Below are 26,830 nucleotides of genomic sequence, written 5' to 3' on the forward strand. Positions count from 1 at the left end.
GCGCGAACGGGCACCCCCGGAACGGCTTACCGGAAGGAGACGGTCCCGGGGCGCTTCACCACGGCCAGGACCTTCACCCGGCCGGTGTGCCGGAACTCCAGGACGAACGGCACCAGGTCACCCGAACTCCATTTCCCGGAGGGCACGGACACGGTCAGGTCCACGCCGGTCGGCGACATGGCGAGGCTGCCGCCTGCCGGTATCGCCACGGAGTCGATCGTCGCCCGGTAGGCCGCGTTCCCCTCTTTCATACGGTGCTGAGCGAGCGTCACGCCGTCGGCGGCGTCGGGCGTGGTGACCCCTATGAGCCGGTCGACCGAGCCGCCCTCGTTGGCGATACGGAAGAACGCGGCCGTCTCGGCGACCCCGGCGGAGGGCAGCAGGACGCGGCCGTCGGTGACGTGGACGCGTGCGGGGGTACCGGCCTTTCCGGTGCCGGTCCAGGCGGTGAGGCCGGCCAGGGCGAGGCTGCACGCGGCGACGGGGACGAGGGCGGCGAGCGCGCCCTCCCTGAGCCGCCGGCGGTCGCCGATCCGGGACGGCGTCCGGGCCGGGGCGCGCTTCATCGGGCGGCGTCCTTCCGGGATCGGGTCCTCGGGGACCGCGTCCCGGGACCCCCGCCGGGGCCGGGCGAGGGCTGCCAGGCGCGCAGCCGCAGGCTGTTGGCCACCACCAGCACGGAACTGGCCGACATCGCGGCGGCGGCGACCATCGGGTTCAGCAGCCCCACCATGGCGAGCGGCACGGTGACGACGTTGTAGCCGAAGGCCCACACGAGATTGGCGCGGATCGTGCCGAGCGTGCGCCGGGCCAGCCGGACGGCGTCGCCGAGGGCCTCGATGTCCCCGCGTACCAGGGTGAGGTCGGCCGCGCCGATGGCCACGTCGGTGCCGCTGCCCATGGCGATGCCCAGATCGGCTCCGGCCAGCGCGGCGGCGTCGTTCACACCGTCGCCGACCACGGCGACCCGGCAGCCCTCCTCCTTCAGCCGTCGGACCAGGGCGGCCTTGTCCTCGGGAGAGCAGCGGGCATGCACCTCCTCGATACCGAGGGCGTCGGCCACGGCCCGCGCGGGAGCCTGACGGTCACCGGTGGCCAGCACCGGGCGGATGCCGAGCCTGCGCAGCCCGTCCACGGCACGGAAGCTGCCGGGCCGTACGAGGTCGCCGACGGCGATCAGCGCCTTGGCCCGGCCGTCGACCCGTACGAGCACAGGGGTGTGCGCGGAGTCCTCCGCCGCGGCCAGGGCCTTGGCCAGCACGGGAGGCAGTCTGCCGTCCGGCACGCCCACCTCGACGGCACGGCCGTCCACGTGGCCCTTGACGCCCTGCCCGGGTGTGGCGGCGAAGTCCCGTACGTCCGGCAGCGGTTCCTCGCCCGCCGCACGGCGCGCGTACGCGGTGACCGCCCGCCCGATGGGGTGCTCCGAGCCCTGCTCCACGGCTCCGGCCAGCCGGATCAGCTCCTCCTGGCCCACCTCGCCCGGCATGGCCGTCACCTTCGCGACGGTCATATGGCCCGAGGTCAGGGTTCCGGTCTTGTCGAGGACGACCGTGTCCACGTGTTGAAGCGCCTCCAGTGTCTGCGGCCCGCTCACCAGCACGCCCATCTGGGCGCCGCGTCCGGTGGCGGCCATCAGGGCGGTCGGGGTGGCCAGACCCAGCGCACACGGGCAGGCCACGACGAGAACGGCGACGCAGGCGGTGAGCGCGGCCTGCGGGTCGGCCCCGGCGCCGAGCCAGAAGCCGAGCACGGTCACCGCGATCGTGAGGACGACGGGCACGAACACGCCGGCCACCGCGTCGGCCAGCCGCTGCGCCCGCGCCTTGCCCGCCTGGGCCTCCGTGACCAGGCGGGTGATCCGGGCCAACCGGGTGTCCGCGCCGACCGCCGTGGCCCGCACCAACAGCAGTCCGCCCGCGTTGACGGCCCCGCCGACCAGGGCCGAGCCGGGGCTCACCTCCACGGGCTCGCTCTCCCCGGTGACCAGGGACAGGTCCACCGCGGAACTGCCCTCCGTCACCCGCCCGTCGGTGGCGACCCGCTCCCCCGGGCGTACGACGAAGACCTGTCCCACCCGCAGCTGCTCGATGGGGATCGACCGCTCGCCGCGCTCGTCGCGGACGGACACCTCCTTGGCCGCCAGCTCGGCCAGCGACCGCAGGGCGGCACCGGTCCCCCGCCGCGCCCGCGCCTCCAGGTACCGCCCGGTCAGCACGAACAGCGGCACGCTCACCGCGGCTTCCAGGTAGACGTGGGCGACGCCGTCGGACGCGGAGGGCAGCAGACCGAACGGCATCGTCATCCCGGGCTCGCCCGCTCCTCCGAGGAACAGCGCGTACGCCGACCAGGAGAAGGACGCCACGACGCCCAGCGAGACAAGGGTGTCCATGGTGGCCGTGGAGTGGCGCGGCCCCCGTACCGCCCGCGTGTGGAAGGGCCACGCGCTCCACACCGCGACCGGCGCGGCCAGCGCGAAGCACAGCCATTGCCAGTTGCGGAACTGCAGGGCCGGAACCATGGACAGGACGAGAACCGGCACGGCGAGCAGCGCGGTGACCAGGAGCCGCTCGCGCTCCTGCCGGGCGGCGACCGTCTCGGACTCCTCCGCGGGGCCGGCCCCCCGTCGGCTCCTCCGCGCCGGGGGGCGGCGCGGGCAGCGCGGCCTGGTAGCCGGCCTGTTCGACGGCGGTGACGAGATCCTCCGGCGGCACGCTCGCCGGATGGCTGACCCGGGCCATGCCGGTGGCCAGGTTCACGGTCGCCGTGACGCCTTCCAGCTTGCCGAGCTTCTTCTCCACCCGCCGGACACACGCCGCGCAGGTCATTCCGCCGACGGTGATGTCGGTGACCACCAGGTTCGCCATCGGCTCCGTCGGCATCACTGGCCGCCTCCGTGGGTCATCCCGGGCATGTCGTCCATGTCTGCGTCGCTGGTGCCGTCCGTACCGGATCCGGTACCTGAGCCGGTGCCCTCTCCTGTGCCGGTCCTGGTGCCGTGCATGCCGGGTGCCACCGGTCCCGCGGCCGATCCGACGGCGTACGACACCGAGAAGACCAGCGCGAGCAGCAGCAGGAAACCGAAGAGCGCGGGCGGAGGCAGCAGCCTTCGCGGACCCGCGTCCACGAGAGAAGGCGGTTGTCGGAACTCGGCCATGCTCGACCTTCCTGGTCGCGTCGAACCGTCCTGCGGAAGACGGCGGTTGAAGCCGTACCGCTTCAGTAGTCGGCGGGGCACCGTACCGAGTTCCGACACCCAATCGTGACGTGCGTCACACGAAGCGCGAGTGTCTCACTCGCCTCGCCCCTGGAGGGATCGGCCGCGCACCAGGGCGAACGCCGCAGCAGCCAGGTGTCGTCGGGGAGTTGTCCGGTTCTATGGCCCTACCAGCCTGTGGACGTCGTACACCTGGGGCGGGGCCGAGAACTGGTACTGGTTCGCGATCAAGCACTCGAAGCGAACGAAGGCGCTGCGCAACGTGGACGACCTGCTCGCCTCGGATGTTCTCCAGGCCGACCGGAACCGCAACAACGTCATCGATCACTCGATGTTCGTCACCAAGAAGTACAGGGGCATGCCCTACCTCACGTACCACTCCTCCAACACGCACAACAAACCCGTGAGCACGCTCGTCTCGGACCACCCGAACACCTGGTGGTACGCCCATCGCACCTGACGGGCTGCCCTACCCCCCAACACAGGACAAGGAGAGCACTGCCGTGGACCGTCGCCGCATCGCCGTCGCCGCGCTCGCGTTACTGCCCCTGGCCGGCTGCTCGTCCGACAACGACGAAGCCAAACCCGCTGCCTCACCGACCGACGGCGCACGCCAGGCCGTCAGCGACTACGTCTCCGCCCTCAACGCCCGCAGTACGGCCGACCTCATCCGGGTCGGCGGCGTGAAGGACGAACCCTGGTCGCGACGAGAAGCAGCAGAGATCCTCGCTGCAAACGGCGGACGGGGATGGAAGATCAGCGACCTCGAGATCGACCACGACATGGGTCCCGACACCGGCAGCGCCCATTTTTCCGCCACCGACAAGGCGGGCAAACCGATGACCGACACCTTCACGGTGACCCGGGAAAACGGGACGTGGCACCTCGTCGTCTTCACCGGCCAGCCCGTCCCGCCCGGCAAGACCCCGGCCTCGACCGCCACACCCACGGGTTCCTGAAGGACAACCAACCGTGAACCGGCCCGCACTGCCGCGACGGCCGGAGCGTCGGCCGGGGCGGCCGAAGCAGTCGATGAACCTGTTCGAGACGCGTGGGCGAAGCGGCCTCACCCTCGTGGCTGCGTGGGCGAGGCGCCGTGCACTTCACCAGGGCACTACGCCGGCGTCGATCAGGATGTTCGTGCCGCTCAGTTCCCGGGCGTACTGGAGGGTGACGGCATTCACCGGCTAACGCCGTACCCGCGGCATCCCCAGACCGATCCAGGAAATGATCTCGCGCTGGATCTCGTTGTTGCCGCCGCCGAAGGTGAAGATCACGGCGGAGCGGTAGCCGCGTTCGAGTTCGCCGCGCAGGACGGCGCCCGTCGAGCCCTCCTGGAGGGCGCCCGGGGCGGCGACGATCTCCATCAGCCAGGCATAGGCGTCCCGGCGGGCCTCGGAGCCGTAGACCTTGACGGCGGAGGCGTCCTGCGGGGTGAGGGTGCCGTCCTGGAGGGCGCCGACCATCTGCCAGTTGAGGAGCTTGAGGGCGTCCAGCTCGACATGGGTCTGCGCGAGGCGGCGGCGCACCCAGGGCAGGTCGATGACGCGGCGGCCGTCGGCGAGTTTGGTCTCGCCGGCCCAGCGCTGGACGTCGTGCAGGGCGCGGATCGCCATGGTGCCGTGGGCGGCCAGGGTGACGCGCTCGTGGTTGAGCTGGTTGGTGATCAGCCGCCAGCCCTGGTTCTCGGCGCCGACGCGCCGGGAGACGGGGACGCGGACGTTCTCGTAGTAGCTGGCGGTGGTGTCGTGCGAGGCGAGGGTGCGGATGACCGTGCAGGAGTAGCCGGGGTCGGTGGTCGGCACGAGGAGCATGGTGATGCCCTTGTGCGGGGGCGCGTCGGGATCGGTGCGCACGGCGAGCCAGACCCAGTCGGCGGTGTCCCCGTTGGTCGTCCAGATCTTCTGCCCGTTGATCACGTACTGGTCGCCCTCGCGTACGGCGCGGGTCTTCAGCGCGGCCAGGTCGGTGCCGGCGTCGGGTTCGCTGTAGCCGATGGCGAAGTCGATCTCGCCGGCGAGGATCTTCGGCAGGAAGTAGGCCTTCTGCTCCTCGGTGCCGTACTTCATGATCGTCGGACCGACCGTGTTGAGCGCCATCAGGGGCAGCGGTACGCCGGCCTGGGCGGCCTCGTCGAAGAAGACGAACTGCTCGATCGGGGTCAGTCCGCGGCCGCCGTACTCCTCGGGCCAGCCGACGCCGAGCCAGCCGTCCGCGCCGAGCCGGCGGATGGTGGCGCGGTAGAACCGTTTCGCACCGACCGGGTCGGCGTGCCGGGCGTAGGCATTGTCCGGCACCAACTCGGCGAAGTAGGCGCGCAGTTCGGCGCGCAGTCGCTGGTGCTCGGGCGTGTGGTCGAGGTGCACGGCGCCTCCTGGCTTCCCAAGGCCGGTGTCCTGACGGCGCACACGGTAGAACGCGTTGCAGAAATTGGGAATGGCGGGGCGCCGAGCGATCCGGGGAGGATGTCGTCCCATGGACGGACAGGAACGCAAGGCGCCGCCGGGACGGGCCGGTCGGGAACGCGCGGATCACCGGCGGCACGAGGACGTGCCGCCGGCCGGGGCGGCGTGGCGGTACCCGGCCGGGCGGCACCCACGGCCGCCCGCGCGGGCCCTGGTCGGGATGGAGCGGGACACCGAGAGCACGCAGGACGCCGCCCGGCGTCCCGGACCGCCCGTCGCGGTGACGCGGCGGACGGCGGGCGAGGCGCGCGAGGGAGGTGCCGGATGACGAGCCGGCTGGTCCTGGTCACCCCCGCGCTCACCGCGTCGCTGCGCGAGGCACGCTTCGACGACGGCTGCGCGCTCGACGCGGCCGGGCTACGGCAGGCACGGGCCGCCGCGGCAACGCTGCCGGCGGCGGAGCGGGCCTGGTGCTCGCCGACCGTTCGCTGCCGGGAGACGGCGGCCGCGCTCGGGCTCGACGCCGTTGACGCGCCGGACCTGGCGGCGCTGGACGCGGGCCGGTGGCGCGGCGAGGCGCTGGCGGAGGTGGGGGCCCGGGAGCCGACGGCGCTGGCCGCGTGGCTCACGGACCCGGAGGCGGCGCCGCACGGCGGGGAGTCGGTGCGCGCGGTGTGCGACCGGGTCACGGCATGGCTGGAGTCGGCGGCGGAGCCGGACGGGCGGACCGTCGCGGTGGCCGAGCCCGAGGTGGTCCGGGCGGCGGTGGTGCGGGCCCTGGGGGCACCCGAGGCGGCATTCTGGCGCACCGACGTGCCACCACTGACCATGGTGGAACTCAGCGGCCGGACCGGGCGGTGGAACGTACGGATCGGCCGGCCGCTGTAGCGGTCGACCCGGGCGGCGGCGGTGCGGGCCCCGGGAGCACCCGACGCGGCGTTCTGGCGCACCGACGTGCACCCGACGCGGCATTCTGGCGCACCGACGTGCCACCACCGACCGCGATGGAACTCAGCGGCCGGACCGGGCGATGAAACGTGCGCATCGGCCGGCCGCTGTAGCGGTCAGCGGGGCCCCGCCAGGGTCGTCATGAACTCCGTACAGATCTTGGCGCAGTCGCGGCAGGCGGCCGCGGTCTCGTGGGCGCCGGGGTGCCGGTCGAGGGCGTGCGCGGTCTCCAGGCAGACGGTCCGGCACCACTCCAGCTGGGCGTGCAGGGCCGCCTCGTCCATGCGGTGGTCCTCGGACAGCGCCCGGCAGGTCGCGTCGCACACGTCGGCGCACAGAATGCCCTGGCGTCGCACCCGTTCGTGGGGTTCCGTGCCGTCCGGAGCCACGAGGCCCGCGCGCAGCGCGCAGGCGTGCGCGCATTCGGCGCACGCCTGCGCGCAGACGAAGCGGTCCTCCAGGAAGCGGAACAGCTCCTGCTGGGAAGTCGTAGAAGTCACGCCCGGCGGGTTGCCCCGGAGGCCCACGCCAAACCCGTCCCGTCCGGACGCGCCGCGCAGTGGCCCGGGTACGGTGAGTAAGGGGTGACGTGAGGCGGTTCACGCCCGTTTCCTGGGGTATTCAGCCGATATGACTACCGCAAGCCAGCTGGCCGCCGCGAGCGGCCTGCTCAGCCTCATGCTGTTCGTGGTCGGCATGGCGGTCATCGCCCTGCTGGCCGGCGGCTTCTGGATGGGCTCGCGCATCAAGACGCGCGAGTCGCCCCGGCCGCGCCCCGAGGAGCAGCCGCATCTGCCTCCGGAAGGCGCGGTGCACGAGATCCGCGAGAACCGCGAGCCGGAGGAGGTGCCCCGGACTCCTAAGGGCGGCCGCCCTCTCACCCCGTACCAACTGACCAACATGCAGACCCGGGCCAGCTCCTCGAAGACCCGGCCGCGCTGGAGCAAGGGCAGCAGCGGTTCCTTCGGCGGGGGCGGGCTGGGCGCCCACTGAGGACGGCGGGCGGCACCCGCCGCCCGTCACGGCACGCGCCGAGCGATCGCCAGGGCCTGCTCGGCGTAGGCCCGGCCGAACAGTACGGCGTGCACCAGCAACGGGAACAACTGGTGCACGCCGACGCGGCCGGGCCATCCGTGCTCCCGCGGGGCGATCTCGTCGTAGCCCTCGTGGACCCGGTCCAGGAAGGGGCAGCCGAACAGTTCCAGCATCGCCAGATCGGTCTCGCGGTGGCCGCCGTGCGCGGCCGGGTCGATGAGCCACGCGTGTCCGTCCGTGCCCCACAGCACGTTGCCGTGCCACAGGTCGCCGTGCAGCCGGGCGGGCGGTTCGGCGGGTCCGGCCAGCGCGGGCAGCCGGGCGCAGACACGCTCGACGACGGCCGCCTCGGCGGACCGCACCGTGCCGGCGTCGACGGCCGCCCGCAGATACGGCAGCACCCGGTGCTCGGCGTACCACGCCGGCCACTCCCGCCCCGGCGTGTTCCGCATCGGGGCGCCTCCGATGAACGCCGCCTCGGGTCCGCCCGGCGGCGGGGCGCCGAACGCGGGCGCGCCGGCCCGGTGCAGGGCGGCCAGCGCGCGTCCCAGCCGGAGCGCGGCTCCGGGGGCCGGGGCCCCGGTCGCCACCCGTTCGCTCACCAGCCACCGGTCGTCGTGCCCGTACACCACCGGCACCCGCACCGCCCGCGCGTCACCCAGCCAGCGCAGCCCGGCGGCCTCGGCCCGCACCGCCCCGGGCCGGTCGTCGCGCTTGACGATCACCACCCGCCCGTCGGCCAGCGCGGCCTCCGTGAGCGCTCCGGACAGGGGGCGCGTGCGGTGCGCGGACGCTCCGGTGAGGCGGGCGGCGGCGGCTCCGGGATCGGACGGCGAGGGCACGGAAGGAGCGTACGACGCGCCCCCGGGGCCGTGGCGGCGGTGGCGCGCGGACGTGTCGCGGACCGTGATCACGTACCGTGGCACTGCTCGGATCGACACGTCGGCGAGGGGTTCAGGCTGATGGCCAAGGACAAGGCGGCGCGGGTGCCGCGGACCGCTTACGAAAGCGAACTGCTGCGGCTCCAGACGGAGTTGGTGAAGCTGCAGGAATGGGTGCGGGCCGAGGGTGCGCGGCTGGTGGTCGTGTTCGAGGGGCGGGACGCGGCGGGGAAGGGCGGCACGATCAAGCGGGTCGCCGAGCACCTCAACCCCCGGATCGCCCGGATCGCCGCGCTGCCCAAGCCGACCGAGCGGGAGCGCACGCAGTGGTACTTCCAGCGGTACGTCGCGCATCTGCCGGCCGCCGGGGAGATCGTGCTGTTCGACCGGTCCTGGTACAACCGGGCCGGTGTCGAACACGTGATGGGGTTCTGCACCAGGGAGGAGTACCAGCTGTTCCTGCGCCAGTGCCCGATCTTCGAGCGGATGCTGATGGAGGGCGGCGTCCTGCTGCGCAAGTACTGGTTCTCGGTGAGCGACACCGAACAGCAGGACCGTTTCCGCAAGCGGCTGGAGGATCCGCTGCGCCGCTGGAAGCTGTCGCCCATGGACCTGGAGTCCCTCAGCCGCTGGGAGGCGTACTCGCGGGCCAAGGACGAGATGATGGTGCACACCGACCTGCCGGAGGCGCCCTGGCACATCGTGGAGAGCGACGACAAGCGGCGGGCCCGGCTGAACATGATCGCCCATCTGCTGGACTCGGTGCCCTACCGCGAGGTGCCCCCGCCGGTGCTGAAGCTGCCCGAACGGCCGGAATCCACCGGGTACGTACGGACTCCGCGCGAACTGCAGAACTACGTCCCGGATCACGCGGCGAGTCTGTGACCCGCTGCTCAGGTTCGTAAGTGAACGGACAGTAAACGACTTCACGAAGCGGAGACGGCCGGAAGGCGCTGTGATGGCCTGAATCGTCGCGCAGGGTGAGGTGGAAGATGTCCGACGTGATGGCGGCAGAACCGGTGCGGCATGCGAGCACCACGGAGCAGAAACGGTGCTCCTGCCAGGCGCCCGCGGCCGAGCGCGCACCGGGTGGGGCGGAGGAGCGGTTCCGGGGGCTGCTGGAGGCGGCGCCGGACGCGATGGTCATCGTGGACGACACGGGCACCATCAGACTGGTCAACGCCCAGACCGAGGCGCTGTTCGGCTACGGCCGCGAGGAACTGCTCGGCCACCCGGTCGAGTTGCTCATCCCGCACCGCTTCCGCGACCAGCACACCGGGCACCGCAGCGGCTACGCCGCCAACCGGCAGGTGCGTCCGATGGGCGCCGGCCTCGAACTGCACGGGCTGCGCAAGGACGGCACGGAGTTCCCCGTCGAGATCAGCCTCAGTCCGCTGGAGACCACGGACGGGCTGCTGGTCTCGGCGGCCGTGCGCGACGTCAGCGACCGCAAGGCGGCCGAGGCCCGCATCAACGAGCTGGCCGCGCTGGTGGAGTCGTCGCAGGACGCGATCCTCGCCAACACCCTCGACGGGTACATCACGTACTGGAACGCGGCCGCGCAGCGGCTGTACGGCTACACCGCCGAGGAGGTCATCGGCCGGCACGTCTCGCTGCTGGCCCCGCCGGAGCTGCGCGGCGAGATCCGCGCGCTGCTGAAGCGGCTGCGGCACGGCGAGAAGGTCGAGCACTTCGAGACGTTACGGCTGACCAGCGGGGGCGGGCTGCTGGACGTGGACGTGACGCTGTGGCCGACCCACGACACGCACGGCACGGTGGTCGGGGCGTGCGCGATCGTCCGGGACATCAGCGACCGCAAGCGCGCGGAGGCCGAACTGACCGCGCTGTACGAGCAGCAGCGGCACATCGCGCTGACCCTCCAACGCAGTCTGATGGGCACCCCGCCCGCGCTCCCGGGCCTGGCCACGGCCAGCCGCTACCGGCCCGCGACCCAGGGCGCGGGGGTGGGCGGCGACTGGTTCGACCTCATCCCGCTGGGCGCCGACCGGGTGGGCGTGCTGATCGGTGACGTGATGGGCCGCGGTCTGGAGGCGGCCGCCGTGATGGGGCAGCTGCGCTCGGCGGCGCACGCGCTGGCGAAGACCGGGATGCAGCCGCACCAGCTGATGCGGGCCCTGGACCGGTGCGTGTCCGACCTCGACGTCCCCGACCAGCTCGTCACCTGCTGCTATCTGGTGATCGCCTCGGACGCCGGCACCGTCACCGTCTGCTCGGCGGGCCATCTGCCGGTGCTGGTCGCCGGGGTCGGCGAAGGCGTCAGCGCCCTGCCGTGCCCGGTGAACGCGCCGCTCGGGGTGGGTGACGTCCTGTACGAGGAGGCCAGCTCGGCGATACCCCCGGGCGCCACCCTGGTGCTCTACACGGACGGACTGATCGAGACCCCGGGCAGCGACATCGAGTTCCGGATCGACGAACTCACCTTCCTGCTGGACGAGTTCTTCACCGGCAGCCCGTCCCTGGAGGCCGCCGCGGACCATGTGCTGACGGAGCTGCTGCCGGACGCCGACAGCCACAACGACGATGTCACCCTGCTGTTCGCACAGCTCCCGGCGGCCCCGCTGGCCGCCGTCACCACCGACCTGCCGGCCGTCCCCTGCTCCGTGCCGGAGGGGCGCGCCTTCCTGCACAAGACGCTCACCTCGTGGAACTGCGCCGGTGCCGCCGACGACGCCCTCCTGCTGCTGTCGGAGACGCTGACCAACGCAGTGCAGCACGCCGAGGGCCCGCTGGGCCTGCATCTGCACCGCACGGACACCGCTCTCACCGTCGAGATCAGCGACCGCAGTCCGCAGCTGCCCCAGCCGCGCCTCGCGGGTGAGAACGAGGAGTCCGGCCGGGGCCTGATCCTGGTCCGTGCCCTCGCCGCCAGCTGGGGGGTACGGCCGACGGACGAGGGCAAGACCACCTGGTTCACGCTGAGGCTGTGAGCCCCCGGGACGGTCCGCCGCCGGCCAGTTCGAAGGCGTCCAGATGCGCCTGGACGTACGGTACGGCGACCTTCTCCCGCTCCACCGCCCCGTCCACGAAGGCGGGCTGCACATTGACCTCGAAGACCACCCCGCCGTTCTCGATCGCCAGGTCGACGCCGGCGAAGGGCAGGCCGACCGAGGCGGTGGCGGCGACGGCGAGCTCCCCGAGGCGGGCCGGCAGGTCCCGCGGGTCGATGTGGACGGGGGTGGCGCCCCGGCAGGTGTTGCAGGGGGTGTCGTGCTCGGGCTGGAGGTGCTCGCGGGCGTGCACGACCCGCCCGCCGAGCACGAACACCCGGAACTGGTGGCGCATGCCGTCGGCGGTGACGTTGCCCGCGTCGCGGGACAGCATCCAGTCGGTGCCGTGCTCGGCGTAGTAGGCGGTGGCCTCCGCCAGCCGCGGCCCGGTGGTGATGTGGAAGGTGTCGTCGCCGCCGGTGCCGACGACGGGCCTGGCCCAGGTGTCGCCGCCCAGCCGCTCGAACGCCTCGGCCGCCTCCCCGGCCGAGGGGTCGGACAGCACGACGGTCTCCATCTGGGCGACGCCGTCGCGCTGGAAGCGGGCCACGGTGAGGTTCTTCTCCGTCGCCGTCCGCCAGGCGTCGGGGCCGGTGCCGAGGGTCACCACGTCGTGGATACGCAGGAGTTCCTGAAAGGCGGCGAGGTCGCGCCGGCGGTGCGGCGGGATCTCGTAGAGAAGGACGACGTCGGGGACGAAGTCCAGCCGCTCCTCGGGGACCTGGAGCCGTAACCGGCCGCCGTCGGGGACGCCGCGGCCGGATCCGCCGGTCGCGAAGTGCCGGGAGTCGACACGGACGGGCGGTGCGCCGGTGAGCAGTTCCACGGCCTCGGCGAGGTACTCCCGGCACCCCTCGGACGAGGTGGGATCGGCGATCAGGGCGATGCTCGGTCGGGACACAGCGGCCTCCATGGGCAGTCGACGCACGCTCGTGCCGCGGGCTCCCTGATGCGCGGCCCGAGCGGTGTCACGGATGGTGCCTGTCGCGCGGTGGGTCCTCGCACCCGTCGCCCTGGAACCGCGCCGGTGTGCGGGGCCGTACCGGGTCCGGACGGATGCCGGGCCGGGGACGGACGTGACCCGAGGGGCTGGTGGGGCTCGCCCCGCAGGATCCGCGGCGCAGGGCTGGCCGACCACTGTAGGCACGGGCCGGGACGGATCGACAGGGCGCACGCCCGGCCGCCTCCTGACCCCCGCCCTGCGCCGTCCGCCCCTGTCCGTGCGCCCTGTCCCGCACGCCGGTGACCTGCGGTCTCAGCCGTCCCAGGACCAGTCGGCGACCTCGGGCAGATCGATGCCGTGGGTCCGGATCCAGTCGTGGTGGCGCAGTCGCGCGTCCTCCATCCGCTGACGGACCGCGGCGGCGCGCACGGCGAGGCCGGGGACGCGGTCGATGACGTCCATCACGAGCCGGTAGCGGTCGAGGTCGTTGCGGACGACCATGTCGAACGGGGTGGTCGTGGTGCCGATCTCCTTGTAGCCGCGCACATGCAGGTTGCGGTGGCCGGTGCGGCGGTAGGCGAGGCGGTGGATGAGCCACGGGTAGCCGTGGTAGGCGAAGACGACCGGCTTGTCCGTGGTGAAGAGGCCGTCGTACTCGAAGTCCCCCATGCCGTGCGGGTGTTCCTCGGCGGGCTGCAGTCGGGCGATGTCGACGACGTTGACGACCCGGACGGCGAGTTCGGGCAGGTTGCGGCGCAGCAGCTGGGCGGCGGCCAGCACCTCCTGGGTGGGGACGTCACCGGCGCAGGCGAGCACGACGTCGGGTTCACGGCTGCCGTTCTCGGTGCCGGCCCAGTCCCAGACACCGGCGCCGCGCGCGCAGTGCACCCGGGCCTGGTCCATGGACAGCCAGTCGAAGCAGGGCTGCTTGCCGGCGACGATCACGTTGACGTAGTCGCGGCTTCGCAGCGCGTGGTCGGCCACGGACAGCAGGGTGTTGGTGTCCGGCGGGAGGTAGACCCGTACGACCTCGGGGCTCTTGTTCAGGACGTGGTCGACGAAGCCGGGGTCCTGGTGGGAGAAGCCGTTGTGGTCCTGGCGCCAGACGTGGGACGTGAGCAGGTAGTTGAGGGAGGGGACGGGCGCGCGCCAGGGCAGTCGCCGGGTCACCCGCAGCCATTTGATGTGCTGGTTGACCATCGAGTCGACGATGTGCACGAACGCCTCGTAGCAGGAGAACAGTCCGTGACGGCCCGTCAGCAGATAGCCCTCCAGCCAGCCCTGACAGGTGTGTTCGGAGAGGATCTCCATCACCCGGCCGTGCCGGTCGAGGTGTTCGTCGACCTGGAGGGTCTGCGCCTGCCACGCCTTGCCGCTGGCGCCGAAGACGGCCTGGAGCCGGTTGGAGGCGGTCTCGTCGGGCCCGACCAGCCGGAAGTCCCGGCGCCCGGCGGTGGACCGCATGACGTCCCCGATCAAGTCGCCCAGCACCCGGGTGGGTTCGTGCAGGGTGGTGCCCGGCTTGTCGACCGGGACGGCGTAGGTGTCCAGGCCGGGCAGGGGGAGTTCGCGCACCAGCAGCCCGCCGTTGGCGTGCGGGGTGGCGCCGAGGCGGCGGGTGCCCTCGGGGATCCAGGCCAGGACGTCGAGACGGGGCCTGCCCTGCTCGTCGAACAGCTCGTCGGGCCGGTAGGAGCGCAGCCACGCCTCCAGCTGGCGCAGATGGTCGGGGTTGTCCCGGACGGCCGACAGCGGTACCTGGTGGGCGCGCCAGGTCCCCTCCACCGGCAGCCGGTCGACGTGGGCGGGGCCGGTCCAGCCCTTCGGGGTGCGCAGCACGATCACCGGCCAGCGGGGGCGCTCGCGGGCGCCGTCCGCGCGGGCGGCACGCTGGAGGGCGGCGATACGGTCCAGCGCGGTGTCCATGGCCTGTGCCATCGCGCGGTGGACGGCGTTCGGCTCGTCGCCGGTGACATGGATCGGGTCGTGGCCGTAGCCGCGCAGCAGGTCGTCGAGTTCGGGTTCGGGGATCCGGGCCAGCACGGCCGGGTTGGCGATCTTGTAGCCGTTGAGGTGCAGGATCGGCAGGACCGCGCCGTCGTGGACGGGGTCGAGGAACTTGTTGGAGTGCCAGGAGGCGGCCAGCGGCCCGGTCTCGGCCTCTCCGTCGCCGATCACACAGGTGACGAGCAGGTCCGGGTTGTCGAGGGCGGCGCCGTAGGCGTGGGAGAGGGCGTAGCCGAGTTCGCCGCCCTCGTGGATCGAGCCGGGGGTCTCGGGGGCGACATGGCTGGGGATCCCACCGGGGAAGGAGAACTGCCGGAACAGCCGGGCCATGCCGGCCGCGTCCCGGGTGACGTCGGGGTAGATCTCGGTGTACGAGCCCTCCAGCCAGGAGTTGGCGACGACGGCCGGGCCGCCGTGGCCGGGTCCCCAGACGCACAGGGCGTTCAGGTCGCGGGTGCGCACGGCACGGTTGAGGTGGGTGTACACGAGGTTCAGGCCGGGCGAGGTCCCCCAGTGGCCGAGCAGCCGCGGCTTGACGTGCTCCGGGCGCAGGGGCTCGGTGAGCAGCGGGTTGGCCATGAGATAGATCTGGCCGACGGCCAGATAGTTCGCGGCGCGCCAGTGCGCGTCGAGCGTCCGGAGCTCGTCGTCGGTGAGCGGGGCGGACGTCTGCTGCGGGTCGACGGACATCTCGGGATTCCCTTCCGGATCGGGGTCGCTCGGAGGTGCGTGCCGGTCCGTGCCTCCCACCCTCTCCCGCCGGCCCCGGACCCGACAGGGCCGAACGGTCCATACGGCGCATTCGAGCCGTCCGTACGGGGGCCGGGGTCCTAGGGGGTGTCTCGTCGATCGGGCCGGATCAGGGACCCCGCGAGCCCGGCATGATCGGCGAGACACCCCCTAAGCCCGCGTCAGGGCCCGTGTCCGGGCCGCGGGACCTACGGCGTGTCCGCCCGGCCGGTGTCGAGACTCGCGATGTGGGCCACGTTGCGCCGGTCCTCGGCCTCGGGGCTGGCCTCGGCCGTGAACCAGGCGTCCAGGATCTCCTTGAGCAGCGGCTCGGAGGTCAGCCGCAGGCTGAGGGCGAGGACGTTGGCGTCGTTCCAGCGGCGGGCGCCGTCCGCGGTGTAGGCGTCGGTGCACAGGGCCGCCCGGACGCCGGGCACCTTGTTCGCGGCGATCGACGCGCCCGTGCCGGTCCAGCAGCACACCACGGCCTGTTCGGAGGTCCCGGCGGCCACGTCCCGCGCCGCCGCCGCCGAGCACACCGCCCACTGCGGGTCGGTGCCGGGGCGCAGCGCGCCGTACGTGAGCACGTCGTGCCCGCGGCCGCGCAGCTGCGAGACGAGCGCGCGGGCGACGGGTTCGTCCATGTCCGAGGAGACGGAGATCCGCATGCCGAGGAGCCTACTGACCTGGGGCGGGCTCTGTCGCCCCGGGCGACCGCCGGGCGTGGGCGCACCGGCTGACGTCCGCCTGGTCGCAGCCGAGGGCGCACTCGACGAGGGCGAGCGCGTCCTGCGCGGCCGCGATCCGGGCGCGCAGCCGCTCGGCCTGCGCCCGCAGCACGTCCCGGCGTGCGGCGGGCTCGGCGACCAGGGCGCGGATGGCGTCCAGCGACAGCCCCGCCTGCTTGGCGCGCAGGATCACGGTGACCCGGGCGAGGTCGGCCGCCCCGTAACGGCGACGGCCGGCCGGGTCGCGGGCGGGGGTGAGCAGGCCCCGGCTCTCCCAGTGCCGCAGTACGTGCGGGGCCAGCCCGAAGCGCTCGGCGAGGGAACCGATGCTCAGGGACGCCCGACGGTCGGGTGGGTCGCTTGACTTCATGCCGACATTAAGTCGCAGCCTGACCCCCATGACCGACGAATCCGGCCACGCGGCCCATGCCTCCCTCCTCGCCCGGCTCGACGCGGCCGACCGATGGCCGGGCGCCGCCGCCCTGCGCGCGCACTCCTACGACCTGCTCGGCGCCGCGCCCGGCACCCGGGTCGTGGACGTCGGCTGCGGTGGTGGACGGGCGGTCGCCGAGCTGGCCGGCCGAGGCGTGCGGGCGACCGGGATCGACCCCGACGAGCGGATGGTCGCCGCCGCGCGGACGCGGTGGCCCGGCGCGGACGTCCGGCTCGGGGACGCCTACGCGCTGCCGCTGCCGGACGCCTCGACGGACGGCTACCGTGCCGACAAGGTGTTCCATGAACTCGCCGAGCCGGAAAGGGCGTTGACCGAGGCCCGCCGGGTGCTGGCGCCCGGGGGCAGGATCGTCCTGGTGGGCCAGGACTGGGACACTCTGGTCGTCGACTCCGACGATCCGGCACTGACCCGCGCCCTGGTCCACGCCCGCGCGGACCGCGTCACCGCCCCTCGCGCCGCCCGCGCCTACCGCACCCTGCTGCTGAGCGCCGGCTTCACCGACGCGACCGTCGAGGTGCGGACGACCGTACTCGGCGGGCCGGCGGCCCTGCCGCTGCTGACCGGACTCGTGGCGGGCGTCCGGTCGTTCCCGGCGGAACGCACGGACGCCTGGCTCGCCGAGCAACGGGCACGGGCCGTGTCCGACCGGCTGTTCCTCGCACTGCCCCTGTTCGTGGCGTCGGCGACCGCGAGCACCGCCGACGCCGGCCGACGGCCCTGCCCGCCGGACGGACCCCAGGTTCTCCCGGACTCAGAGACCCGGGACGGCCGAGAACCCGGCGGAAGCGCCCGGCACTCCGACCGGATTGCCGGCCGGGACCACCCCCGAGTCCAGGACGGTCCGGGCGAGCGGTTCGAGCAGGCGGGCCAGACGGGAGGTGGCCTCGGCGCCCAGCGCCGTCCACGGCCCGGCCGCCGCCGCGTCGGTCTCGGCCTCGACCTCCTCGTGGACGGCCACCCCCTCCTTGGTGAGGTGTCCGTCCGCGTCGACCCACCCGCGCTCGCGCAACTCCGTCTTCCCCCGCTGCCACTGCTCGGCGTCCCACTTGCGGGTCTGGCGCTGGAACTCCTCGTCCACCTCTCCCGCCGCGCCCTTCAGCAGCATCGCGGCGACCGGGCCGAGACCACGGCCGACGAGCACGGCGACATGCCCGTCACCGCGGTGCTCGCGCAGGGTGGTGAGGGCCTGCCAGAGCCTGAGGTGCGGCTGTGCGGGGCGGGCGAGGGCCTGGTTGGCGGCGCCGAGGACCCGCCCCGCCGTGTCGGCGGCCTGCGCCGCCGCCCAGGCCAGGTCGGCGGCCTCGGTCATCTCCGCGGAGGCGACGGCCCCCGGGCCGAAGAGTCCGGTCATGGCGGCGCCCACGCCCCGCGCGCGTGCCGCGAGCACGTCCGCCGGGGCCGCGTGGCCCCAGGCGTCCGGCAGCGCGCGGGTCACGCGGTCGGGGTGGAAGACGTAGAAGCAGCTGGTGACGACGGAGGCGGGGGCCGGGCCGAGCGGGGCGGCGCGCAGGGCGAAGTAGCCCATCCAGTACCCGCGCATGCCGAGTCCGTCGGCGACCGCGCGGACCTCGGGGGCGAAGTACACCAGATCGTGGACCGGTTCGAACCTCTCCCACATCGCCCGTGCGACGGTGTCCCTCACTCCGCGTCCTCCCGGCTCGTCGGCGGCTGGTGCCGGGAGGCAGCATCGTTCATGACGGCGGTCATAACAACCCCCCGGGGCACGGCGCGGCACGGCTCGGCCGCCGACGCCGGCGCGGGCGTGTCGAGGAACGCCGTGACCTCGGCGCCGAACCGTTCCGCGTCGTCGAGCCACGGAGAGTGGCCCGCCCCCGGCTGCACGACGTAGGTGGCGTGGGGGAACAGCGCCGCGCACTCCGCCACCGACCGGGGCGGGCTGTTCAGGTCGAACTCCCCGGCGAGCAACAGGACGGGAGACCCGAGGGCGGCCAGCGCCGTACGGGTGGCCGACGGTGTGAAGGCGCCCTCGCTCCCGAAGGCGGCGACGACCTCCTCGTCGGCCGGGCGGGACCGCACGTGGTGTTCGCGCGCGGCGGCGTCCCACCGGCCGTGGAGGAAGGGGGCGACGGCCTCCCAGTCACCACCCCTGCCCTCGGTGATGGCCTCCAGCGCGGCGAACGCCTCCGGGAACCACGGCTCGCCCTGCCGGAGCCGGGCGAGTTCGCGCCGCGTCTCCCCGGCGATCTCGATGCCGACGGCCCGGGTGCCCGGGGTGACCAGCACCAGCCTGCCGACGCGCGCCGGATGCCGGGCCGCGTACTGGGTCGCGACGTTCGCGCCGGCGGAGTGGCCGAGCAGGTCGATCCGGGGCTGCCCGAGATGGACGCGCAGGGCTTCGACATCGTCGACGAGGCGATCGCAGCGGCAGGAGGAGACGTCCTCGGGCGAGGCGGACCGACCGGTGCCGCGCAGGTCCAGGACGATCAGCCGGCGGTGCGCGGACAGGCCGCCGAGGTCACCGAGGTAGGCGGAGTCCGCGGGGCCGCCCGGGACGCAGACCAGGGGGTCCCCGTCACCGGTCACGCGGTAGGCGAGCCGGGTTCCGTCGGGTGCGGAGAAGGTGGGCATGAGGCGATCCTGGCACGTCATAACCAGGTTATACAACCGGGTTATGGCGACTGGGCGGGGTGTATAACCTGGTGGTGACAGCTGACGAGGGTGAAGAGGACGCACGGCGCGCGCCCGGGGCGTCGAGCGAGACGCGGGCCGCGGGTCCGGCCGAGGCGTCGGCCGACGGCCTGACCGAGGCGCAGGCCGGCCGGATGCTGGCCGACATCAACGAGGTCATCCGCGCGGGCGAGGAGATGCGGAAGCTGCGCGCCGAGCTGATCCAGGTGTTCGTCGGTCTCGGCTGGACCCAGGACACCATCGCCCGGCTCGCCGGGATGAGCCAGCCCGCCGTGTCCAAGCAGCTGGCGGGCAGAGGGCGGACGGGCCGTGCCGCACACCCGATGGAACTCACCCTCGACCAGTGCGACGCCCCCTGGCTCGAAGGGCGCCTGTGGGGTCTGGCCGAGGAGATCTCCCGGCGCCTCGACGGCGCGGCCCACTGCACCCGGTACATCGAGGCACTCGACCGGGACAGGAAGCGCTTCACGCCGCAGAACGTCGACCGGCTGCGGCGTCTGGTCGAGGAGGACCTGCGCCTGCGGCGGGCCGAGCTGCCCGCGAGCCACCGGGCCGCGTACGACCTGATCAGCCGGGGACTCGACCTTCCGGCCGAGGTCACCGCCGACGAATCGGCCTCCGTGCGGCGTGCGCTGGCCCGCCGGCTCCAGCGCGACCGGCTGCGGGGCGACTGATCCGCGCCGCCGGCTCCAGCGCGACCGGCCGCAGGGCAACCGATCCGCGCACGCTTATGGACGTCTCTTCCGGGGCTGATCTAGGGTGCCGAGCAGCAAGCGCTTTCTAACATGGCCATGCCAGACGGAAGGAAAGTGTCTCGTGCCGCACCCCGCCTCGCCGGACCCGTCCGAGAGCTCCGCCCCCGAGAGGTCCGGCCCCTTCAGCCGGAAGTCGTTCCTGCGGGGCATGGCCGCCGCCGGGGCCGCCCCCTGGCTGTCCGCCGTACTGCCCGCGACCGAGGCCCCGGCGGCCGGCCGTGCGGAGTTCGCCCTGGTCCGGGACGGTGTGGCGGTCGACGTGTACGTGGACGCGGCGGACGACCCCGCCGTGCTCCGCGCCGCCGGCGACCTCCTGGCGGACGTCGAGCGGGTCACCGGTGTCCGGCCGGAGTTACGGCACACCGTGCCGGACCGGTCGGCCGGGCTGGTCCTGGTGGGCACGCTCGGCGCGAGCCCGGTGATCGACCGGCTCGTGGCCCGGGGGCGTCTGGACGTCTCCCGGGTGGAGGGCCGCTGGGAGGCCTCCGTGACCCAGGTGGTCGACCGCCCCGCGCCCGGCGTGGAGCGCGCCCTGGTGATCGCGGGCAGCGACCGGCGCGGCACGGTCTACGGCGTCTACGACACCTCGGAACGCATCGGCGTCTCCCCCTGGTACTGGTGGGCCGATGTCCCGGTGGAGCGGCGCGACACGGTGACGGTGCCCTCGGAGACCGTCAAGCGGCTCGAACCGTCGGTGCGTTACCGGGGTGTGTTCATCAACGACGAGCAGAATCTGACCACTTGGTCGCACCGCACCCAGGAGACGGACAAGAACATCGGCCCGAGGACGTACCGGCGCCTCTTCGAGCTGCTGCTGCGCCTGAAGGCCAACTACCTGTGGCCCGCCATGCATCCGTACTCCGACTTCTTCAACAAGTACCGGGAGAACCCCGAACTCGCCGACCGCTACGGCATCGTCGTCGGCTCCAGCCACCCCGAGGCCCTGCTGCGCAACGGCGTCCACGAGTGGGCGCCCTGGGCGGAGGAGCACCGGGGCGCGGACGGCGGCCTGCCGGTGTACGACTACACCGTGAACCCGGCCGTCATCTCCGACTACTGGAGAGCCAGGGCCCGGGAGAACGCGCCGTACGAGAGCAGCTGGACCATCGGCATGCGCGGGCTGCACGACACCGCGCTGGAGACCCGGAACGCCACGACGATCCCGGAGAAGGTCGCGGTGATGAACGACATCATCGCCGACCAGCGCCGGATCCTGGCCGAGGAGGTCGGAGCGGCGGCCGAGCCGCAGATCTTCATCCCGTACAAGGAGGTCCTGGACCTGTACAACGCGGGTGTCCGGGTGCCGGACGACATCACCCTGATCTGGCCGGACGACAACCACGGCAACATGCGCCAGCTGCCGGACGGCACGGAACGCGCCCGCCCGGGTGGCAACGGCATCTACTACCACCTCTCCTACTGGGGCCGCCCGCGCAGCTATCTCTGGCTGGACACCACCCAACCGGCCAAGATCCGGCAGGAGTTGAGCCGGGCCTACGAGCACGGTGCGGACCGGATGTGGATCTTCAACGTGGGTGACCTGAAGTCGATCGAGACCGGTCTTTCCTTCTCCATGGACCTGGCCTGGGACGTGGCGCGCCGGGGCGCCGACGACGTCGAGGACGTCCTCGCGGAGTGGTACGGGCGGCAGTTCGGGCAGCGCCACCGTCAGGAGATCGCCGCCATCCGCACCGAGTACCACCGGCTGGCGGCCGAGCGGCGCCCCGAGTTCATCGACCGTGGCATCTTCTCCGTGGTGCACCACGGGGACGAGGCGGGCCGCCGGCTGGGCGCGTACGAGCGGCTGCTGGAGCGAGTCCGTACGGTGGCCGCCGGACTGCCGGACGACTTCCGGGACGCCTTCTACGAGCTCGTCCAGTACCCGGTGCACGGGGCCTGGTTGATGAACCTGAAGTACTACTGGGCGGACCGGAACGCGCTCGCGGTACGGCAGGGCCGGGGCGCCGGGACCAACCGCTTCGCGGACCTCGCCGAGGCCGCGCACTCCGCGGAGGCAGCCCTCACCCTGCGGTACAACACCGAGGTGGCGGACGGGAAGTGGGACGGCTTCATCAACCCCTATCCCTCGCAGATCCCCAAGGCTCCGGGCCGCCCCGCCGTCACCCGGGTCGCCCGGCAGGAGACCTCGGGGCTGGGCGTGGCGGCCGAGGGCAACGAGACGGGTGCCGACCGGCCGCTGTCGTTCTCCTCCGCCACCCGTGACCGGCGTTTCGTGGACGTCTTCAACACCGGCTTCCTGGAGCTGGTCTGGACGGCCGAGGCGGGTCGGCCCTGGGTGAGGCTCAGTTCGGCGGGCGGCTCGCTCACCGAGCAGACCCGGGTGTGGGTCGAGATCGACTGGGACCTCGCACCGGAGGGCGTCCTCGACGCCACGGTGGTGTTCAGCGGCGGCGCGCAGCGCTTCGAGGTGCCGTTGCGCGTGGTCAACGAGGGGGAGCGGGGCCGCCGTCGGGCGCGGGGGTTCGTCGAGGCCCACGGCTGGGTCTCGATCGACGCCGTGCACACCGAGCGCCGGGTGGCGCGCGGCGGCGCCCGCTGGCGGACCGTCCCCGGTCTCGGCCGTCGTACGGGGGCCGTGGAGGCCGTGCCGTCGACGGCGGCCCCGGTCACCACGGAGCACGCCTCCCGGGCGCCCGAGCTGCGCTACCGGGTGCGCTTCGCGCGGGCCGGCACCTTCCCGGTCACCGTCTTCCGGCTGCCCTCGCTCGACGAGCGCGGCGCGCGACGGCTGGCGCTCTCCCTCGACGACGGGCCGGTCACCGTGGTGTCGGGGCAGAACATCGCGACCGGCAACCGCGGGGACGCCTGGGCCCGCAATGTGGAGGAGGGCGTCGAGAGGCTGACCGCGCCGGTGACCGTGGACGCGCCCGGTGAGCATGTCCTGCGGATCTTCATGGTCGATCCCGGGATCGCCGTGGACCAGATCGTCGTCGACACGGGCGGACTGCCCGCCTCGTACCTCGCTCCGCCGGAGAGCTACCACCCGGTGTTCAACCCCGAGCCGGAATCCGGGGCGGGGGAAGGGGCGGGGACCGGGGTGGGGGAAGGGGCGGGGACCGGGGTGGGGCTGGACGTGCCCGGCCAGTAGGCAGAAGGCGTGACCGGCCCGCCCGTGCCGCCGGGCCCGGCCTCGGGCGCCCTGCCTCAGGCGCCCGCCCGCAGCACCCGGGACAGGCCCAGCGCCGCCGTCCGCACCGCGGGGGCCAGCCGGGCGGGGCTGAAGCGGGCGCGGGGTACGGCGACCGAGAGGGCGGCGACGGTGGTGCCGCCGGCGAAGACGGGGGCCGCGATGCAGGCCACGCCCAGGGCGGCCTCCTGCTCCTCGTAGGCCAGGCCGGAGACCTGGATCTTCTCCAGGGCCATGCGCAGCCGGGCCGGGTCGGTGATCGAGTGGGGGGTGAGGCTCGGCAGCGGGCGGGAGAGGACCTCCTCGGTCAGCTCGGCGTCGGAGAAGGCCAGCAGGGCCTTGCCCACTCCGGTGCAGGTCAGCGGCAGGCTGCCGCCGATCCGGGAGGGCAGCCTGAGGGCCTCGTGGCCATGGATGCGTTCGAGGTAGACGACCTCCATGCCCTCCCGCACCCCGAGGTGGACGGTCTCGCGGGTGGCCTCGAACAGGTCCTGGAGGAAGGGCAGGGCCGTCTCCCGCAGATCGAGCCGGTGCGGCACCAGGGAGCCCAGCTCGAACAGCTTCGCGCCGAGCCGGTAGCGGGGACCCGAGCGCTCCAGCCAGCCCAGCCGGACGAGGTCGGCCGCCAGCCGGTGCACGGTCGGCTTGGGCAGGCCCGTGCGCTCGGAAAGTTCCGCCAGACGGTACGAGCCGCCGCTCGGTTTGAAGGATTCCAGGATTCTCGCAGCCTTCTCCAGCATGCTGCCGCCCGTGTTGTTCCGTGTCACGGAACAAAGTTTGTGCCGGGTCAGGGGTCGATGTCTATATCGAGGTCCAGCCCCCGCTTCTTTGCACCCCTGGAGGTACCGATGCCGACCGTGCTCGACGGCGTCCGCCCGGACGCCGTCCCACCGGCCGTGGTCGAGGCCGCCGACCTGCTGGTGGAGGCCGCCCGGACCAGGGTCGCCTGCCCGCCGGTGCGGACTCTCTTCGCCGACGGCGGTGACCTGGACACCGCCTACGCCGTGCAGCGGCTGAACGTCCGGCGCGCCCTGGACGCCGGCCGCCGGATCGTCGGCCGCAAGATCGGGCTGACCTCCGTCGCCGTACAGCGTCAACTCGGTGTGGAACGGCCGGACTTCGGCGCGCTGTTCGCCGACATGGCGGTGCCGGACGGTGGCGAGGTGCCCGTCGGGCGGCTGCTCCGGCCGAAGGTGGAGGCCGAGGTGGCACTCGTCCTCGGGCACGACCTGCCGCACCGGGAGTGCACGGTCGTCGACGTGCTGCGGGCGGTGGACTTCGCGCTGCCCGCGCTGGAGATCGTCGACAGCCGGGTGCGGGGGTGGGACATCTCCCTCGTCGACACGGTCGCCGACAACGCCTCCTGCGGTCTGTACGTGCTGGGCGCGACCCCCGTACCGCTCACGGCCCTCGATCTGCGGACCGTGCCGATGACCATGACCCGGGGCGGCGCGACCGTCTCCGAGGGTACCGGCGCCGACTGCCTCGGCAGCCCGCTGAACGCGGCGGTCTGGCTGGCCTCGGCGCTCGCGGAGCGGGGAGAGCCGCTGCGCGCGGGCGATCTGGTGCTGACCGGGGCGCTGGGGCCGATGGTGCCCGCCGCGCCGGGGGACGTGTTCGAGGCCCGTGTCCCCGGCCTGGGCTCCGTACGGGTCGGCTTCGCCGAGGAAGCGGGAGCGGGAGAAGCCGAGGAAGCAGGAGGGCAGACCCGATGAGCACCAAGGTCGCCGTGATCGGTTCCGGCAACATCGGCACCGACCTCATGATCAAGATCCGGCGACTGTCGCAGACCCTGGAGATCGTCGCCGTGGCCGGGATCGACCCGGCCTCCGACGGTCTGGCCCGGGCCCGCCGGCTGAAGGTCGCCACCACCCACGAGGGCGTCGAGGGGCTGGTCGCGCTGGACGAGTTCGCGGACGTCGAGATCGTCTTCGACGCCACCTCGGCGGGTGCCCACCGCCACCACGACGCGGTGCTGCGCCCGCTGGGCCGCACCCTCGTCGACCTCACCCCGGCGGCCCTCGGCCCGTACGTCGTCCCACCGGTCAACGGCGACGCCCACCTCGGCGCGCCGAACGTCAACATGGTCACGTGCGGCGGGCAGGCCACCATCCCGATCGTCGCCGCCGTGAACGCGGTCACCCCGGTCCACTACGGCGAGATCGTCGCCTCGATCGCCTCCCGCTCCGCCGGGCCTGGCACCCGGGCGAACATCGACGAGTTCACGGAGACCACATCGGCCGCCGTCGAGCGGGTCGGCGGGGCGAGGAGGGGCAAGGCGATCATCGTCCTCAATCCGGCCGAACCCCCGCTGATCATGCGGGACACCGTGCACTGCCTGGTCTCCGAGTGCGCCACCGAGGCCGTCACGGCGTCCGTGGAGGAGATGGCCGGCCGGGTCCGGGCGTACGTGCCCGGTTACCGGCTCAAGCAGAAGGTGCAGTGCGAACGGGTGGCGGCGGACGACCCGCTGCGCGCCCTCGCGCCCGGTACGGCCGACGCCCTGAAGGTGTCGGTGTTCCTCGAGGTCGAGGGCGCCGCGCACTACCTTCCGGCGTACGCCGGGAACCTCGACATCATGACCTCGGCCGCGCTGCGCACCGCGGAACGCATGGCCGCCCACCACGGTACGGAGACAGCCGAATGACCAGGCTCTACGTCCAGGACGTCACCCTGCGGGACGGCATGCACGCCGTCCGGCACCGCTACACGGTCGGCCAGGCCCGTGCCGTGGCCGCCGCGCTGGACGCCGCCGAGGTGGCCGCGATCGAGATCGCCCACGGCGACGGGCTGGCCGGCTCCAGCATCAACTACGGCGTCGGCGCCCACACCGACTGGGAGTGGATCGAGGCCGTCGCCGACGTGACGCACCACGCCGTGCCCACCACGCTGCTGCTCCCCGGCATCGGCACCCTGCACGACCTGCGGCAGGCGCACCGGCTGGGCATCCGCTCGGTGCGGGTCGCCACCCACTGCACCGAGGCCGACATCGCCGCGCAGCACATCACCGCCGCGCGGGAAATGGGCATGGACGTCGCCGGGTTCCTGATGATGTCCCACCTGGCCGAGCCCGCCGAACTCGCCCGCCAGGCCGCTCTGATGGAGTCCTACGGCGCCCACTGCGTGTACGTCACCGACTCCGGCGGCCGGCTCACCATGGACGGCGTGCGCGACCGCTTGCGCGCCTACCGGGACGTGCTCGATCCGGCCACGGAGCTCGGCATCCACGCCCATCACAACCTCGCCCTGGGGGTGGCGAACACGGTGGTCGCGGTGGAGAGCGGCGCGGTGCGGGTGGACGCCTCGCTCGCCGGGCAGGGCGCGGGCGCGGGCAACTGTCCGCTGGAGGCGTTCGTCGCGGTCGCCGATCTCATGGGCTGGGACCACGGCTGCGACCTGTTCCCCCTGATGGACGCCGCCGACGACCTCGTACGACCGCTCCAGGACCGTGAGGTGCGGGTGGACCGCGAGACGCTCACGCTCGGGTACGCCGGGGTGTACTCCAGCTTCCTGCGCCATGCCGAGAGCGCCGCCGCGCGGTACGGCCTCGACACCCGCGCGATCCTCGTCGAGGTGGGACGGCGGGGCATGGTCGGCGGTCAGGAGGACATGATCACCGACATCGCCCTGGATCTGGCCGCCCGCGCGCGGGCCGTGGCCTGATTCCGGTCCGGCCGCCGGAACAAACCTCGAATTGAGACAGAAATCGCCCTCGAAACGCATCACTTCGGCCAAACACCAGTCGACAGCGAGCGCTTACTGCTAGAAAGTGGGCCAGCCGGGATCTCGCCGTGCACCGATAGGACTGTTTTGCCGAAGAACCCCTCCCCCTCACGCCGTCGCACGGGCGGCGACGCGCGCGCCGCTGCCGACGCCGCGCCCGCCACGTCCGCGACCCCCGCCGCACCCCGTTCGCCGGCCGG

24 protein-coding genes and 2 pseudogenes are annotated in these 26,830 nt (G+C 73.1%); 13 read left to right on the top strand and 13 right to left on the bottom strand.

What is annotated here, in order from left to right:
- Positions 1–26 precede the first annotated feature (26 nt).
- The 3 genes and pseudogenes from IE275_RS15195 to IE275_RS15205 all read right to left on the bottom strand — a co-directional run bounded on the left by IE275_RS15195 (position 27) and on the right by IE275_RS15205 (position 3,157).
- Positions 27–566, bottom strand: coding sequence for a copper chaperone PCu(A)C (locus IE275_RS15195; RefSeq protein WP_189711797.1), 540 nt, complete (start codon positions 564–566; stop codon positions 27–29).
- Positions 563–2,882 (bottom strand): annotated as a pseudogene (locus tag IE275_RS15200) (heavy metal translocating P-type ATPase). Before IE275_RS15200 ends, IE275_RS15195 begins: the two are co-directional and overlap by 4 nt.
- The gene (locus IE275_RS15205) at positions 2,882–3,157 is read right to left on the bottom strand and encodes a hypothetical protein (protein WP_189711798.1); all 276 of its coding nucleotides are present in this window, start codon (positions 3,155–3,157) and stop codon (positions 2,882–2,884) included. The pseudogene IE275_RS15200 and the gene IE275_RS15205 overlap by 1 nt, the downstream one beginning before the upstream one ends.
- Positions 3,158–3,287: 130 nt before the next feature.
- On the opposite strand from IE275_RS15205, the gene IE275_RS15210 reads away from it, so the two are divergent.
- Both IE275_RS15210 and IE275_RS15215 read left to right on the top strand, forming a co-directional pair.
- Positions 3,288–3,677, top strand: a complete 390-nt coding sequence (locus IE275_RS15210) for an amidase domain-containing protein (protein WP_189711799.1) — start codon at positions 3,288–3,290, stop codon at positions 3,675–3,677.
- A 43-nt stretch (positions 3,678–3,720) separates the two neighbouring features.
- A complete protein-coding gene (locus IE275_RS15215; protein WP_189711800.1) occupies positions 3,721–4,176 on the top strand; it encodes a hypothetical protein in 456 nt (151 codons plus the stop codon).
- 228 nt (positions 4,177–4,404) lie between these two features.
- Here the strand turns inward: IE275_RS15215 and IE275_RS15220 are convergent, their stop codons facing one another.
- On the bottom strand, positions 4,405–5,583 hold the full coding sequence (locus IE275_RS15220) for an acyl-CoA dehydrogenase family protein (RefSeq protein ID WP_189711801.1): 1,179 nt from the start codon (positions 5,581–5,583) through the stop codon (positions 4,405–4,407).
- A gap of 109 nt (positions 5,584–5,692) precedes the next feature.
- Here IE275_RS15220 and IE275_RS15225 point away from each other — a divergent pair, with 109 nt between their 5' ends.
- Entirely contained in the window at positions 5,693–5,950 is a 258-nt protein-coding gene (locus IE275_RS15225; RefSeq protein WP_189711802.1) for a hypothetical protein, read from the top strand.
- A complete protein-coding gene (locus IE275_RS15230) occupies positions 5,947–6,510 on the top strand; it encodes a histidine phosphatase family protein (protein WP_189711803.1) in 564 nt (187 codons plus the stop codon). Before IE275_RS15225 ends, IE275_RS15230 begins: the two co-directional genes overlap by 4 nt.
- Before the next feature lie 176 nt (positions 6,511–6,686).
- Here the strand turns inward: IE275_RS15230 and IE275_RS15235 are convergent, their stop codons facing one another.
- A complete protein-coding gene (locus IE275_RS15235) occupies positions 6,687–7,070 on the bottom strand; it encodes a four-helix bundle copper-binding protein (RefSeq protein WP_189711804.1) in 384 nt (127 codons plus the stop codon).
- A gap of 130 nt (positions 7,071–7,200) precedes the next feature.
- On the opposite strand from IE275_RS15235, the gene IE275_RS15240 reads away from it, so the two are divergent.
- Positions 7,201–7,563, top strand: a complete 363-nt coding sequence (locus IE275_RS15240; RefSeq protein WP_189711805.1) for a DUF6479 family protein — start codon at positions 7,201–7,203, stop codon at positions 7,561–7,563.
- Positions 7,564–7,589: 26 nt separating this feature from the next.
- Here IE275_RS15240 and IE275_RS15245 read toward each other — a convergent pair whose 3' ends face one another.
- Positions 7,590–8,447 (bottom strand): fructosamine kinase family protein, encoded by an 858-nt coding sequence (locus IE275_RS15245; RefSeq protein WP_189711806.1) that lies wholly within the window; start codon positions 8,445–8,447, stop codon positions 7,590–7,592.
- A 120-nt stretch (positions 8,448–8,567) separates the two neighbouring features.
- Between IE275_RS15245 and ppk2 the strand changes: the two genes are divergently transcribed.
- Positions 8,568–9,371, top strand: coding sequence for a polyphosphate kinase 2 (gene ppk2 / locus IE275_RS15250; protein WP_189711807.1), 804 nt, complete (start codon positions 8,568–8,570; stop codon positions 9,369–9,371).
- A gap of 107 nt (positions 9,372–9,478) precedes the next feature.
- A complete protein-coding gene (locus IE275_RS15255) occupies positions 9,479–11,434 on the top strand; it encodes a PAS domain S-box protein (RefSeq protein ID WP_189711808.1) in 1,956 nt (651 codons plus the stop codon).
- Here IE275_RS15255 and IE275_RS15260 read toward each other — a convergent pair.
- The 4 genes from IE275_RS15260 to IE275_RS15275 form a co-directional block, all read right to left on the bottom strand.
- The gene (locus tag IE275_RS15260; RefSeq protein WP_189711809.1) at positions 11,418–12,395 is read right to left on the bottom strand and encodes an ATP-grasp domain-containing protein; all 978 of its coding nucleotides are present in this window, start codon (positions 12,393–12,395) and stop codon (positions 11,418–11,420) included. The genes IE275_RS15255 and IE275_RS15260 overlap by 17 nt on opposite strands.
- 354 nt (positions 12,396–12,749) lie before the next feature.
- Complete coding sequence (locus tag IE275_RS15265; protein WP_189711810.1) at positions 12,750–15,134, bottom strand: phosphoketolase family protein; 2,385 nt, start codon at positions 15,132–15,134, stop codon at positions 12,750–12,752.
- A gap of 248 nt (positions 15,135–15,382) precedes the next feature.
- Positions 15,383–15,841 carry an RpiB/LacA/LacB family sugar-phosphate isomerase gene (locus IE275_RS15270; protein ID WP_189711811.1) on the bottom strand — a complete coding sequence of 153 codons (459 nt, stop codon included), beginning with the start codon at positions 15,839–15,841 and terminating at the stop codon, positions 15,383–15,385.
- A gap of 10 nt (positions 15,842–15,851) precedes the next feature.
- Complete coding sequence (locus IE275_RS15275; RefSeq protein ID WP_189711812.1) at positions 15,852–16,271, bottom strand: MerR family transcriptional regulator; 420 nt, start codon at positions 16,269–16,271, stop codon at positions 15,852–15,854.
- Between the two features lie 28 nt (positions 16,272–16,299).
- Here IE275_RS15275 and IE275_RS15280 point away from each other — a divergent pair.
- Positions 16,300–16,794 (top strand): annotated as a pseudogene (locus IE275_RS15280) (methyltransferase domain-containing protein); the annotation flags it as partial.
- A gap of 312 nt (positions 16,795–17,106) precedes the next feature.
- Here the strand turns inward: IE275_RS15280 and IE275_RS15285 are convergent.
- A complete protein-coding gene (locus IE275_RS15285; protein WP_189711813.1) occupies positions 17,107–17,997 on the bottom strand; it encodes an SCO6745 family protein in 891 nt (296 codons plus the stop codon).
- Positions 17,994–18,944 (bottom strand): alpha/beta fold hydrolase, encoded by a 951-nt coding sequence (locus tag IE275_RS15290; protein WP_189711814.1) that lies wholly within the window; start codon positions 18,942–18,944, stop codon positions 17,994–17,996. The genes IE275_RS15285 and IE275_RS15290 overlap by 4 nt, the downstream gene beginning before the upstream one ends.
- Before the next feature lie 74 nt (positions 18,945–19,018).
- On the opposite strand from IE275_RS15290, the gene IE275_RS15295 reads away from it, so the two are divergent.
- Together IE275_RS15295 and IE275_RS15300 are read left to right on the top strand one after the other, a co-directional pair.
- A complete protein-coding gene (locus tag IE275_RS15295) occupies positions 19,019–19,678 on the top strand; it encodes a sigma-70 family RNA polymerase sigma factor (RefSeq protein WP_229870246.1) in 660 nt (219 codons plus the stop codon).
- 229 nt (positions 19,679–19,907) lie between these two features.
- Positions 19,908–22,868, top strand: a complete 2,961-nt coding sequence (locus IE275_RS15300; RefSeq protein WP_189711891.1) for a glycosyl hydrolase 115 family protein — start codon at positions 19,908–19,910, stop codon at positions 22,866–22,868.
- 56 nt (positions 22,869–22,924) lie between these two features.
- On the opposite strand, the gene IE275_RS15305 is transcribed toward IE275_RS15300, so the two are convergent.
- Positions 22,925–23,647 carry an IclR family transcriptional regulator gene (locus IE275_RS15305; protein WP_189711892.1) on the bottom strand — a complete coding sequence of 241 codons (723 nt, stop codon included), beginning with the start codon at positions 23,645–23,647 and terminating at the stop codon, positions 22,925–22,927.
- Between the two features lie 108 nt (positions 23,648–23,755).
- Here IE275_RS15305 and IE275_RS15310 point away from each other — a divergent pair, with 108 nt between their 5' ends.
- Genes IE275_RS15310 through dmpG form a run of 3 tightly spaced genes read left to right on the top strand, consistent with a single transcriptional unit; the run spans position 23,756 to position 26,570 of the window.
- On the top strand, positions 23,756–24,622 hold the full coding sequence (locus IE275_RS15310) for a 2-keto-4-pentenoate hydratase (protein WP_189711815.1): 867 nt from the start codon (positions 23,756–23,758) through the stop codon (positions 24,620–24,622).
- Positions 24,619–25,554: an acetaldehyde dehydrogenase (acetylating) gene (locus IE275_RS15315; protein ID WP_189711816.1), complete on the top strand. Its 936-nt coding sequence runs from the start codon at positions 24,619–24,621 to the stop codon at positions 25,552–25,554. The genes IE275_RS15310 and IE275_RS15315 overlap by 4 nt, the downstream gene beginning before the upstream one ends.
- Positions 25,551–26,570, top strand: a complete 1,020-nt coding sequence (gene dmpG / locus IE275_RS15320) for a 4-hydroxy-2-oxovalerate aldolase (RefSeq protein WP_189711817.1) — start codon at positions 25,551–25,553, stop codon at positions 26,568–26,570. The genes IE275_RS15315 and dmpG overlap by 4 nt, the downstream gene beginning before the upstream one ends.
- Positions 26,571–26,830 lie beyond the last annotated feature (260 nt).

Origin of the sequence: Streptomyces phaeofaciens (genome assembly GCF_014648915.1) — a bacterium.
Lineage (GTDB): Bacteria > Actinomycetota > Actinomycetes > Streptomycetales > Streptomycetaceae > Streptomyces > Streptomyces phaeofaciens.